Here is a 12,488-nt window from a genome sequence, read left to right on the forward strand (position 1 = left end):
GTGGTCCCGGCCTCGCCTCAGGACCGGCGGACGTGCAGGACGATCGTCGCCGACGAGTCCACCTGGGCGCCGACATCGGGATCGGTGCGCCAGACCCGACCGCGGTCGAACAGGCCCGACGGGGCGTCGACCACGACCGAGATGTTCTCCGACGAGAAGCCGGCCTGGATGAGTGCGGCGCGGGCCGCGTTCTGGTCCTGATTGATCACGTTCGGCATGGTGATCGGCTTCGCCCGGGCGACCTGGAGCGTCACCGTGCTGCCCTTGTCCGCGTTCTGCCCGCCGGTGGGGTTCTGCCGCACGACGGTGCCGGCCGGGGCCGGGTTGTCGACGCGCTGGATCTCCACTTGGAATCCCAGGCCCTTGAGGTTCGCCTCCGCCTGCGAGACCTGCGTGCTCGTCACGTCCGGCACGCGCACCTGCTCCTTGCCGGAGCTGACGGTGAGCTGGATCGGCGTGTTCTGCGGCGTGTTCGCGCCGATCGCCGGGTTGGTGGAGATGACGTTGCCCTTGGCCACCGTCGGCGACGGGTCGTTCTTGACGTCCTTGGCCACGGTGAAGCCCGCCTTCTCGAGGATGTCGCGGGCCTCCTTCTCGGGCTTGTTCGCGACATCGGGCACCGCGGCCATCTTGGGGCCGGTGGAGACCTGTAGGACCACCGTCGAGCCCTTGGCGACGCTCGCGTTCGGCCCGGGCAGCGTCGAGATCACGTGCTCGGCGGGCACGGTGTTGTCGGGCATGCGCTGCACCTCGACGGTGAAGCCGAGCTTCTGCAGCGCGACCTGGGCATCCGCGGCCGGCGCGCCGATCTGGGAGGTCACAGTGGCGTTCTGCTCGCCGCCGCGGCTGTTGAGCAGGTACCAGGTGGTGCCGCCGATGAGCACGAGCGCGATCACGGCCGCCGAGAGCAGCATGAGCAGCTTCGACCGGCTGCCGGTCGTCGCGGGCGCCGCGCGCCGGCGCCGCACGGGCGCGTCCGCCGGGGTCGTCTCCACGATCTCCGTGGGCGGACCGTCGTCCGAGGGCTCGGCGCCGTTCGCGCCCGCTGTCCCGGCGGCGGCCGCAGCGGCGACGGGGGCCGCGGCGGCCCGGCGACGGGGCTTCGCCGGCTCGGTGAGCAGCGCGTCGCGTTCCTCGTCGGAGAGCACCATCGGCGCCTCGGGCTTGCGGCCCGCGAGCACGCGAATCAGGTCCTGCCGCATCTCGCCGGCCGTCTGGTACCGGTTGGCGGGGTTCTTCGACAGCGCCTTGAGCGTGATCGAGTCCAGCTCGGGCGGAATCGTGTCCAGGATCGCGGACGGGGTCGGCGGATCCTCGCGGACGTGCTGGTAGGCCACGGAGACCGGGGAATCACCGGTGAACGGCGGCTGCCCGGTCAGGAGCTCGAAGATCACGCAGCCGGCGGCGTAGACGTCGGAGCGGGCGTCCACCGAGTCGCCGCGCGCCTGCTCCGGCGAGAGGTACTGCGCCGTGCCGATCACCGCGGCAGTCTGCGTCATCCCGGCGGACGGATCGCTCATCGCCCGCGCGATGCCGAAGTCCATCACCTTGATCTCGCCCGCGCGGGTGAGCATCACGTTGGCGGGCTTCATGTCGCGGTGCACGATGCCGTTGCGGTGGCTGAAGTCGAGCGCCGCGCAGACGTCGGCCATCCACGTCATCGCCGCTTGCGGGGCGATGGTCCCGTCGCGGCGCAGCACGTCACGCAGGGTCTCCCCGTCGACGTACTCCATCACGATGTACGGCAGCGGCCCGCCGCTGGTCTGCGCCTCGCCGGTGTCGTAGACCTGGACGATCGTCGGATGGTTCAGCGACGCCGCGTTCTGCGCCTCCCGCCGGAACCGCTCGTAGAAGCTCGGGTCACGGGCCAGGTCGGCGCGGAGGATCTTGATCGCGACGTCGCGCGACAGACGCGTGTCCCGGGCCAGGTGCACCTCGGACATGCCACCGAACCCGAGCGTCTCGCCCAGGTCGTAGCGGTCGTTGATGCGACGCGGCGGGGTAGTCATCTGCTTCGTCCGTTATCCGTCAGTTGTTGGGGCAGGGGAGAGGGATCCCGAAGATGCCGGTGCACGGCGGCTTCGTGGTCGGCTCGCCTCCGGTGACCGGCGGGTCCGTGGTCGTGGTCGGCGGCGGGGTCGTCGTGGTCGGCGGCGGCGGAGTCGTCGTCGGCTTGGGCGGCGGGGGCGTGGTCGTCGGCTGCACCGTCGACGTCTCGGTCACCGTCCGCGGCGCCTCCGTCGTCGTCCGGGGCGGCACCGGGCGGGCCGGCGTCGAGGTCCCCGTCGGCGGGGGTGCGACGGTGCCCGTGTCGGTCACGCTCGTCGGCGGCAGCGGCGTCTCGTTGCCGGTGTCCCGGGTGATGAAGTAGCCGCCGATGATCGCCGCGGCCAGCAGCAGCAGCGCCACCGAGACCCCGAGGATCGTCTTCTGGGCCTTGGTCCAGCCGCCGCCGTCCGAGTAGGTGGCGGGCGCCGCGGCCCGCGGCGTCGGGGTGGAGTTGCGGGAGACGGGCTGCGGACCGGGGCGCGAGGCCGGCGGCACGATGGCCGTGGCGGCGGTCTCCGGGACCCCGGTCGCGGCGGCGGCCGCCGCCGGGGCGGCGCCGGTCCAGCCGCGCGGCATGGGCGGGCGCTGCCCGGCCTTGACCGCGGCGACGGCGTCGGCGAACTCGCCGCCGTTCGCGTAGCGCTGCCGCGGGTCCTTGCCCAGGGTCAGCGTGATCAGCTCGCGCACCGGCGCCGGGAGGTCGCTGGGCAGCGGCTCCGGCTGGTCCCGGATGTGCTTCATCGCGACGGTGATGGCACCGTCGCCCGAGAAGGGGCGCTTGCCCGCGAGGCATTCGTAGCCGACGACGCCGAGGGAGTAGACGTCGGAGGCGGCGGTGGCGTCCTCGCCGGAGGCCTGCTCGGGGGAGATGTACTGGGCGGTGCCCATGACCATGCCGGTCTTGGTGACGGGGGCGGCGTCGACGGCCTTGGCGATGCCGAAGTCGGTGATCTTCACCTGCCCGGTGGGGGTGATGAGGATGTTGCCGGGTTTGACGTCGCGGTGCACGAGGCCGGCGGTGTGTGCGACCTGGAGGGCGCGGCCGGTCTGCTCGAGCAGGTCCAGGGCTTGGGCCTGGCTGAGGTGCCCGAGGCGGCTGAGGACGGCGTTGAGGGGTTCGCCGTTGACGAGCTCCATGACGAGGTAGGCCAGGGGTGCGCCGCCGGCCTGGTCGGCGGTTTCGCCGTAGTCGTAGACGCCGGCGATGCCGGGGTGGTTGAGGGCGGCGGTGGTGCGGGCCTCGTTGCGGAAGCGGGCGAGGAACTCCTGGTCCTCGGAGAACTCGGCTTTGAGGACCTTGACGGCGACGCGGCGGTCGAGCCGTGTGTCCATCGCCTCCCAGACCTGACCCATGCCACCGGTGGCGATGAGCCGGAGGAGTTCGTAGCGGTCGGCGATCACCGATCCGGTCTGCAGACTCATCAGTTCCCCTGCCCGTTCACCGCGGCGCCTATCACCGCTCGTCCGATCGGCGCGGCGAGCGACCCACCGGTCGCCGCCTCGCCTTGATTTCCACCGTTCTCAATGATGACCGCCACCGCTACCTTCGGATCGTTCACCGGGCCGTACCCGATGTACCAGGCGTGCGGTGCCTCGCCGCCGCGCTGGCCCTGAGAGTGTTCCGCCGTACCGGTCTTCGAGGCGATCTGGACCCGGCCGCCCGAGCCCTTCGTGTGCTGCTCCGACGCGATCATCAGCTCTCGCATCTGCGCCGCGACCTGCGGCGAGATCGCCTGGCCCAGCCGCTTCGGCGACGTGCCGCCGAACGTGCTCAGGTCGGGCGCCTGGAAGGAGTCCACCAGGTAGGGCTGCATGCGGACGCCGCCGTTGGCCAGCGTCGCCGCGATCACCGCGTTCTGCAGCGGGGTCATCGCCACGTCGAGTTGGCCGATGGCCGACTGGCCCGTCTGGGCACCGTCGGACAGCGGACCGGTCACCGACTGCGCGACCCGCAGCGGGATGGGGTCGGGCGTCGAGTTGACGCCGAAGTTGTTCGCCATCGCCTTGATCGCCTCGCCTCCGTCCTGGATCTTCGTCGTGGCCAGATCCACGAACGCCGTGTTGCACGAGTACTGGAACGCCTGCAACAGGCTGACGGTACCGCCCGAGGATTCAGGACACGTCATCCCCGCGTAGTTCTGCAGTGTCGTGCCGCCGCCGCCCGGCAGAGTGATCTGCTTGTCGGCGGTGAGCCGGGTGTTCAGGTCGACGCCCTTGCCCTGCGCCAGCGCGGCGGCCGTGGTGATCACCTTGAAGGTCGATCCCGGCGGGTAGGTCCAGCCGGTCGCCCGGTTGTCCATCGGCTTGTCCGGGTCGTCCTTGAGCTGCTCCCAGGTCTTGCTGACCGCGCTCGTGTCGTGCGACGACAGCGGATTCGGGTCGTAGCTGGGGGTCGAGACCATCGCGAGGATCTTGCCGGTCGACGGCTCGATCGCGACGGCCGCGCCGTGGCACGGGCCGTTCGAGCCGCACGCCGTGGTCAGCTTCTCGTACGCGATGCGCTGCATCGTCGGGTTGATCGTGGTGATCACGTTGCCGCCGCTCGGGTCGCGCCCGGATAGCAGGTCCACGACGCGGCGCCCGAAGAGCCGGTCGTCGCTGCCGTTGAGCACCGACTCCTCGGCGTGCTCGAGCCCGCTGGAGCTGTAGATCATCGAGTAGTAGCCGGTGAGCGGCGCGTACGCGCGCGCCATGTCCTCCGGGTAGGTGCGCAGGTACTTGTACCGGTCGTCGGTCTTGATCGACTGGGCCATGACCTGCCCGCCGGCCAGGATCGAGCCGCGTTGGCGCGCGTACTCGTCGAGGAGCACGCGCTCGTTGCGGCTGTCGGCGCGGAGGTCGTCGGCGCGGAAGACCTGCACCCAGGTGGCGTTGGCGAGCAACGCGACCACGAGCAGGACCACGACGAGGGAGATGCGGCGGATCGGTGCGTTCATACGCGCTTCACGATCTCGGTCGGCCGGTCGGGGACCGGCGCGCCGGGCTTGCGGGCGACCTTGGGCTCGCGGGCCGCGTTGGAGATGCGCAGCAGCAGCGCGATGAGGGCGTAGTTCGTGAGCAGCGACGAGCCGCCGTAGCTCATGAACGGCGTGGTCAGGCCGGTCAGCGGGATCAGCTTGGTGACGCCGCCGACGACGACGAAGAGCTGGATCGCCATCGTCGACGCCAGGCCGGCGGCCAGGAGCTTGCCGAAGCTGTCGCGCACCGTCAGGCTCGCGCGGAAGCCGCGGAAGATCAGCACCAGGAACAGCATGAGGACGGCGGCGAGGCCGATGAGGCCCAGCTCCTCGCCCACGGCGGCCATGATGAAGTCCGTCGACGCGAAGGGCACCATCGTGGGCCGCCCGGAGCCGAGGCCCGTGCCGGCCAGGCCGCCCGTGGCCAGGGAGAACAGGGCCTGCGCGGGCTGGTAGCCGATGGTCTCGTAGGCGGCGAACGGATCGCGCCACACCTCGACGCGCACGCGCAGGTGCGGGAAGAGCTGGTAGGCGGCCACGGCGCCGATCACCGCGAGGCTCAGGCCCACGACGATCCAGCCGATCCGCTCGGTGGCGATGTACACCATCGCGAGGACGGTGAAGAAGATGAGCAGCGGCGTGCCGAGGTCGTTGGCGTAGCCGAGCACCCCGAGCGCGACGACCCACACCAGCAGCAGCGGCGCCAGGTCGCGGGCGCGCGGCAGGTCGATGCCGAGGACGCGGCGGCCCGCGGAGGTGAACAGGTCGCGCTTGGACACCAGGAAGGCCGCGGTGAAGATGATGAGCAGGATCTTGCTGATCTCGCTCGGCTGGATGTTGAACAGCGGCGTCTTGATCCAGTTCTTCGAGCCGTTGATCTCCGACAGGCTCGACGGCAGCAGCGCCGGCAGCGCCAGGAAGACGACGCCCGCGAGGCCGATCGTGTACGCGTACTTCGACAGCGTCCGGTGATCGCGCAGCAGCGCCAGCACCGCGACCAGCACCGCGAGGCCCAGCAGGGTCCACAGGATCTGCTGGTTCGCCTCCTGCGTCTGCGAGACGCGGCCGTTCTCGGCGTGCGCGTTGCCCAGGTCCAGGCGGTGGATCAGCACCAGGCCGAGGCCGTTGAGCATGGCCACCACGGGCAGGATGATCGGGTCGGCGTACGGCGCGAACCGGCGCACGGCGTAGTGCGCCGCGCCGTACAGCACGATGAAGGCGACCACGTACTTCGCCAGGTCCAGGGTGACCCGCTGCTCCTGCGCCCACTCCACCAGCGCGAGCGAGGTCCCCGTCACCACCGTGGCGGCGCCGAGGAGGACCAGCTCGTAGGTCCGGGACTTTCGGTTCGGGTCGAGCGCGATGCCCGCACCGGGAGTGCTGACGCCCGACGTCACGAGGGGCCTCCGCGGCAGGGCCGCTCGGGCGTCGACGTCTGCGTGACGACCTTGGTGACGGGCGCCGGGGGCGGCGCGAGCGTCTCGCCGGCCGGCGGCGCCACGGTGGTCGACGGTGCCGGGACGTTCGGGTCCTGCGGGGTCACGGGCGCCGGCGCCTCGATCTCCGTGGTGATCGCGCACCTTTCCATCAGGTTGTCGCGGTCGGTGAGGTTCCGGGCCTGCTCGCGGGCGTCGTCGAGCGAGCTCGCGTAGGGCAGGCCGGCCAGGTTGGCGCGGCCGCGCGGCGTCAGGTCGTCGACGGTGAGCGGCGTGCAGCCCTGCGCGGCGCGGCCCTCGCCGGCGGTCTCCGCGATGCAGACGACCTCCTGCTGCGAGTTCAGCGCGCGGCCGAAGATCGAGACCTTCACGCCGTGCGAGATGGCGATGGTGCCCTTGTCGGTGGCCGCGACGAAGTAGCTGGAGTTGACCACCGAGCGGGTGACGATGAGGCCGATGGCGCCGCCGACGAGCAGCACGAGCAGCACGCCGAGGGCGATCCACTTGCGGCGCGAGCCGGTCTCCGGTTCCTCCTCGACGTCCGTCGCCACGACGCGGCGGGGCGCCTTCTTCGGCGGGCGCAGCGCGGCGGCGCGGCCGGCGGCGGTGTTGGCCGGCGGGACGTAGTCCTCGTCGTCGTCGTTCGCGGCGCCGCCGACGATGGGGCGGCTCTGCCCGAAACTCGAGTCCTCGACGCGGGCGACCACGACGGTCACGTTGTCGGGGCCGCCGGACTTGAGCGCCAGCTCGATGAGCCGGTCGGCGGCGGCGCTGACGTCGTCGGTGGCCAGGGCCAGGGTCTCGCCGATGGTCTCGTCGGAGACCACGTCGGACAGGCCGTCGGAGCAGAGCAGGTAGACGTCGCCGGCCTTGGCCTCGCGCAGGGTGAGCGTGGGCTCCACCTCGTGCCCGGTCAGCGCCTTCATGATCAGCGAGCGCTGCGGGTGGGTGTGGGCCTGCTCCGCGGTGATCCGCCCCTCGTCGACGAGGGTCTGGACGAAGGTGTCGTCCTTGGTGATACGGATGAGCTCGCCGTCGCGCCGCAGGTAGCCGCGGGAGTCGCCGACGTGGATCAGGCCCAGCTTGGAGCCGGCGAAGAGGATCGCGGTGAGGGTGGTGCCCATGCCGTCGAGCTCGGGGTCCTCGGCCACCTGCTCGGCGATGGTCTCGTTGCCGGCGACCATCGCCTCCTCGAGGGTGTCCAGCAGGTCGCCGCCGGGCTCGTCGTCGTCGAGGGGCGCGAGCGCGTTGATCATGAGCTGCGAGGCGACCTCGCCCGCCGCGTGGCCGCCCATGCCGTCGGCCAGCGCCAGGATGCGGGCACCCGCGTACACGGAGTCCTCGTTGTTGCTGCGGACGAGGCCCCGGTCGGAGCGGGCGGCGTATCGAAGGACGAGGCTCACGGGCGCAACTCGATCACTGTCTTGCCCACGCGCACCGGGGTGCCCAGCGGGACGCGGGTGGGAGTGGTGACCTTGTTGCGGGCCAGGTAGGTGCCGTTGGTGGAGCCGAGGTCCTCGACGTACCAGTCGTCACCGTCGCGCGAGAGCCGCGCGTGCCTGGTCGACGCGTAGTCGTCGTTGAGCACCAGGGTGGAGTCGTCGGCGCGGCCGATGAGCACGGGCTGCTGACCGAGGGTGATCCGCGTGTTCGCGAGCGGGCCGTGGGTGACCACGAGGTACTTCGCGACCTTGCTGGTGCGGGAGAACAGGGCCCGACGGGGCGCCTTGGCCTCCTTCTGGCGGGGCCGCAGGCCCGACGCCAGCCGTGCGTCGGACCGCAGCGCGCTGATGACCAGCCAGATGCACAGCCACAGCAACAGGAGGAAACCCGCCCGGGTCAGCTGCAACACGAGTCCCTGCACGGTGTCTCCCTCCTGGTCGTATCCGACGCACACTCGTCCAGCGCCCGCCGTGCGGGCGCTGTCATACGGGTCTGCTTTCGCCGCCCCGAGGTGAAATCTACTGGAAGCGGACCACGATGTCGGAGTGGCCGACGCGGATGCGGTCGCCGTCGGCGAGCTCCCAGTTGGAGACGGGCACGTCGTTGACCGAGGTGCCGTTGGTGGAGCCGAGGTCGTTGAGGACGGCGGCGTAGCCGTCCCAACGGATCTCCACGTGCCGGCGCGAGACGCCCGTGTCCGGGAGACGGAACTGGGCGTCCTGGCCGCGGCCGATCACATTGGTGCCCTCGCGCAGCGCGAAGGTGCGGTTGGAGCCGTCCTCCAGGTACAGGGTGACCGCCTGCGGCTGGGCGTAGCCGCCCTGCGGCTGCTGGTAGCCCTGGTCGTAGCCGGGCTGCTGGTAGCCGCCCTGGTCGTACCCCTGCTGGCCGTAGCCCTGGTCGTACGCGGGCTGCTGCTGGTAGCCCTGGTCGTAGCCGGGCTGCTGGTAGTTCTGCTGGCCGTAGTTCTGGTCGTAGCCGGGCTGCTGCTGGTAGCCCTGGTCGTACCCCGGCTGCTGCGGCTGCGCGTAGTTCTGGTCGTACGCGGGCTGCTGCTGGTAGCCCTGGTCGTAGCCGGGCTGCTGGTAGTTCTGCTGGCCGTAGTTCTGGTCGTAGGCCGGCTGCTGCTGCTGATAACCGGCCTGGTCGTAACCCTGCTGCTGGTCGTAGCCCTGCTGGCCGTAGTTCTGGTCGTAGGCCGGCTGCTGGTAGTTCTGCTGGCCGTAGTTCTGGTCGTACCCGGGCTGCTGCTGGCCGTAGTTCTGGTCGTACCCCGGCTGTTGCTGCTGCTGGTAGCCGCCCTGGTCGTACTGGCCGCCGTGCCGTCCCTGGTCGTATCCGGGATTGTTGCTCATCGAATCGGCTCCTGATTCTGCAGGTGGTCGCTGGGGTACAAGGTTCTGGGGGACTGCATCCGGATCCACAGTGCCGCGGGCCCGGAACTGGCCCGTGTGCAGGCCTGGTGACTGCTCGAAGTGCACGACCACGTCACCATAAGTCTGCCAGCCGTTGTCATGGATGTATTCGTCGAGGTGCTTCGAGAAGGCACGGATCGCGAGCTCGCGGTCCGCCTCGAAGGTCTCCTGATCGGTGGGGGAGACGGCGATGACGTACTTGTTGGGTACCAGGTACGCCCCGTCTCCGAGGGTTTGCAGCTGATCCTCAGCCTCGCGTTGGAGAGCGGCCTCCACTTCCTGGGGGACCACCTTGCCGCCGAAGACGCGGGCGAAGCCGTCGCCCACCGCGCCCTCGAGCTTCCGCTCGAACCGCTGCAGGATTCCCATGGAACGACTTCCCCCTTCCTCAGCGTGTCGTGATGCATGTACTGACCAATGATGATAGCCGCGATCGGGGCACGGCGAAGTCAGCGTAACCCCATTGGTCCCAACTGTCCCTTTGGTAGCACGAATGTGCACGGCCCGGCAAGGTCGGAGGGCCAGGTCGCGGTCCGATTTCGCGGGCCGCGTCGCCTCGTGTTAATCTTCTCCGGTCGCTCGGGCGAGTGGCGGAATGGCAGACGCGCTGGCTTCAGGTGCCAGTGTCCTTCGGGACGTGGGGGTTCAAGTCCCCCTTCGCCCACCACACGAGAAGAACCCCGGGTCACGAGTACGTGGCCCGGGGTTCTTTCGTTGCGCGACAGTCGGTCGACGGTGCCGCCGGTCCGAGAATGCCGCGTGCGATCGCCGGGCAAGCGTCCCTTCAGCCCGCGGCAGGCACGAGTCGGCACGATCGGCGAATGCCTCTTTCGACCGGCGCGCCGCCGGCGCGCCCCGAACCGCACGGGCGGCGATTCCGCGCGATGTCCGGGCGCCGGGGGCCGGACCCGACGCCGGATCGGCTCACCGTCGCCGAGCGCGGCAGCCTTCTCCTGGTCCCGGTCGCGCGGCCGGCCGACGTGCCCGCGGCACTCGGCTGGTGGGGCGCGACGAACGCGCAGCTCACGGGCGGGGATGTCACCGCCGTCCTGCGGTCGTGGGAGGACCGCTTCGGCGCGTCGCTGGTGTCCCTCGGGGTCGACACCATGGTTCTCCAGGTCGCGCGACGCCCGACGGGCGCGGAGCGACGGACGGTTCTCGCGGCGGAGCACTTCGCGTTCTGCGTGGACAACTTCGAGGGCTTCACGCTCGAGGACTACGGCCGGGCCCTGGACCGCTCGGATCGCTGGTCGTTCTGGTGGGACTGACGATGCGGGTCGCCGATCCGTCGGTCGCTCCCATCCGCGGGGACATCGGCTCCGAATGATCGGTGACCATGTTTCCGATCAGGAGGCGCCCACCGTATGGACACGACGGCACGCCAAGGTAGACCACCCCGCATGAGCCGGGACAAGATCGTCGCGACGGCGATCGAGATCCTCACGCACGACGGCTACGCGAACTTCTCCATGCGCCGGCTCGCGGCCCGGCTCGGCGCGAGCCCCATGGGGATCTACTACTACTTCGACTCGAAGGACGAGCTCCTCGACTTCCTGTTCAACCGGCACGGCGGCGTGGCCGACCACCGGCGCGAGCACCCGTCGGACGATCCCTTCGACCGGGCCGTGCAGTCGTCGGTGGCGGTGGTGCGCTTCCTCGAGGCCCGGCCCTGGGCGCTCGCGGGGATCCTGGACGGGTACATCGGGGTGGAGGAGTTCACTCGGGTCCACCTTCGGGACCTGGCCGACGGCGTGCGCGCCCTCGGTTTCGACGAGGAGGACGCGGCGGAGACGGTGCGTGGGATCTGGCGGATCGCGATCGGCGAGGCCGTCGTCGGCGCGGCGTCGACGAGGCCGTCGCGCTCGCACGCCCCGTGTGCGGAGACGATCGAGAGCTACCTGGTGGGAAGGCTCAGCCGCGTGCGGCTCTCCGACCGGATCGACGACTCCGTGCGGAGCGGCTCATGACCGCCCCGGCGAGTCTCCCGGACGGCCCGCGCCCGGAGGAGTGGGATCTCCGGTTCGACGACGCCTACGAGATCGGGGCGGAGGCGGTCCGGGGGTTCGCCCGGGCCGTGCGCGACCCCCACGTCCCCTTCGGCGCCCGGGGAGTACTGCCCGCCGACACCCCGGTTCCCGTCGCCCTCCTCGCCGCGCCGATGTTCGACGCCGCGTCCGCGCTGGTCAGTCGCGCGATCCCGAACTGCAACCTCTCCCGGATCGTGCACGCGGCGCAACAGTTCACGGTGGTCCGGCCGCTGCGGATCGGGCAGCGCGTCGGCTTCGGGGCGCGCCTGACGTCGCACGTCGTCAAGGCGGGCGTCGACATCCTCGTCATCGACGTGACCGCGTACGCCGACGGATCGCCGCACCTCGCCGCGGTGATCACGCTCGCGCACTCGGGATCGGCGGCACCCGAGGTCGATCTCGACGCGGTGGCGGACCTGATCATGCTCACCGGAACGGGGCCGTCCGACAGCGACGCCTACACCGCGACGCGGGAGTGAGGGCAGGGGCCCGTCCCGGCTAACCGATCCGGCCGAGGACGGTGCGGAGCAGGGCGTCGTCGAGCACGGCGTCCGGGAGGGTGTCCGGGTCGAAGTGCCGGCCGATGGTGAAACCGAGCATGATCGCGTCGACGGTCACCGCGAGCTCGGCGGCGGGGCGCGGGAGGTCGACGGCGAGGTCGGCGGAGAACTGCTCGAGGGTCTCGGCCACCTGTCGCCGGGAGTCGCGGAGGAACCGTCGCGCGTACTCCTCGGCGACGCGCGGCGTGCGCGCGGCGTAGGCGAGGAACTCGAGGTAGAGCGGCAGCCAGCCGGGGATGTCCTCGATCGCGGAGACGAAGAGGTGCGCCGCCGATTGCGCACCGTCGGCGTTCGCGCGGACGGTGTCGAGGATGCGCTGGAACCGGTCCTCCAGCAGCGCCAGGAACAGCTCCTCCTTCGACGCGAAGTTGTAATAGAGCGCGCCCTTGGACATCCCGGCCGCGGCGGCGATCTCGTCGAGCGAGGCCGCGTGGAAGCCGCTCCGCGCGAAGACGTCGAGGGCGGCGTCGATCAGGGCGGCGCGGGTCGCCTCCCGTCGCTGCGCCTGCGTCCGCCGTTCCGGCCTCGACGCGGCCGGCTCCGATGCCTTACCGTCCACGCGCCCGCCTCCCAGCTCTCGCCCCGACGGTGACCTTGACCA

11 protein-coding genes and 1 tRNA gene are annotated in these 12,488 nt (G+C 70.9%); 4 read left to right on the forward strand and 8 right to left on the reverse strand.

Annotation, left to right across the window (positions count from 1 at the left end; genetic code table 11):
* Positions 1-17: 17 nt before the first annotated feature.
* The 7 genes from pknB to LB823_RS00555 form a co-directional block, all read right to left on the reverse strand.
* Complete coding sequence (gene pknB / locus LB823_RS00525) at positions 18-2,009, reverse strand: Stk1 family PASTA domain-containing Ser/Thr kinase (RefSeq protein WP_224644806.1); 1,992 nt, start codon at positions 2,007-2,009, stop codon at positions 18-20.
* A 19-nt stretch (positions 2,010-2,028) separates the two neighbouring features.
* Positions 2,029-3,471: a serine/threonine-protein kinase gene (locus tag LB823_RS00530; protein ID WP_224644807.1), complete on the reverse strand. Its 1,443-nt coding sequence runs from the start codon at positions 3,469-3,471 to the stop codon at positions 2,029-2,031.
* Entirely contained in the window at positions 3,471-4,985 is a 1,515-nt protein-coding gene (locus LB823_RS00535) for a penicillin-binding protein 2 (protein WP_224644808.1), read from the reverse strand. The genes LB823_RS00530 and LB823_RS00535 overlap by 1 nt, the downstream gene beginning before the upstream one ends.
* A complete protein-coding gene (locus LB823_RS00540; RefSeq protein WP_224644809.1) occupies positions 4,982-6,403 on the reverse strand; it encodes an FtsW/RodA/SpoVE family cell cycle protein in 1,422 nt (473 codons plus the stop codon). Before LB823_RS00540 ends, LB823_RS00535 begins: the two co-directional genes overlap by 4 nt.
* Complete coding sequence (locus tag LB823_RS00545) at positions 6,400-7,845, reverse strand: PP2C family serine/threonine-protein phosphatase (RefSeq protein WP_224644810.1); 1,446 nt, start codon at positions 7,843-7,845, stop codon at positions 6,400-6,402. The genes LB823_RS00540 and LB823_RS00545 overlap by 4 nt, the downstream gene beginning before the upstream one ends.
* Positions 7,842-8,306 (reverse strand): FHA domain-containing protein, encoded by a 465-nt coding sequence (locus tag LB823_RS00550; protein WP_224644811.1) that lies wholly within the window; start codon positions 8,304-8,306, stop codon positions 7,842-7,844. Before LB823_RS00550 ends, LB823_RS00545 begins: the two co-directional genes overlap by 4 nt.
* A gap of 97 nt (positions 8,307-8,403) precedes the next feature.
* Entirely contained in the window at positions 8,404-9,669 is a 1,266-nt protein-coding gene (locus LB823_RS00555) for a DUF3662 and FHA domain-containing protein (RefSeq protein ID WP_224644812.1), read from the reverse strand.
* 212 nt (positions 9,670-9,881) lie between these two features.
* On the opposite strand from LB823_RS00555, the gene LB823_RS00560 reads away from it, so the two are divergent.
* From LB823_RS00560 to LB823_RS00575, 4 genes are all read left to right on the forward strand, one after another.
* Positions 9,882-9,967, forward strand: a tRNA-Leu gene (locus LB823_RS00560).
* 154 nt (positions 9,968-10,121) lie between these two features.
* Positions 10,122-10,568: a DUF4253 domain-containing protein gene (locus LB823_RS00565; protein ID WP_224644813.1), complete on the forward strand. Its 447-nt coding sequence runs from the start codon at positions 10,122-10,124 to the stop codon at positions 10,566-10,568.
* Between the two features lie 132 nt (positions 10,569-10,700).
* Positions 10,701-11,267, forward strand: coding sequence for a TetR/AcrR family transcriptional regulator (locus tag LB823_RS00570; RefSeq protein ID WP_224644814.1), 567 nt, complete (start codon positions 10,701-10,703; stop codon positions 11,265-11,267).
* On the forward strand, positions 11,264-11,806 hold the full coding sequence (locus LB823_RS00575) for a MaoC family dehydratase N-terminal domain-containing protein (RefSeq protein WP_224644815.1): 543 nt from the start codon (positions 11,264-11,266) through the stop codon (positions 11,804-11,806). The genes LB823_RS00570 and LB823_RS00575 overlap by 4 nt, the downstream gene beginning before the upstream one ends.
* A gap of 19 nt (positions 11,807-11,825) precedes the next feature.
* On the opposite strand, the gene LB823_RS00580 is transcribed toward LB823_RS00575, so the two are convergent.
* Positions 11,826-12,446 (reverse strand): TetR/AcrR family transcriptional regulator, encoded by a 621-nt coding sequence (locus tag LB823_RS00580; RefSeq protein WP_224644816.1) that lies wholly within the window; start codon positions 12,444-12,446, stop codon positions 11,826-11,828.
* Between the last annotated feature and the right edge of the window lie 42 nt (positions 12,447-12,488).

Origin of the sequence: Tsukamurella sp. M9C, assembly GCF_020169415.1 — a bacterium.
GTDB lineage: Bacteria > Actinomycetota > Actinomycetes > Mycobacteriales > Mycobacteriaceae > Tsukamurella.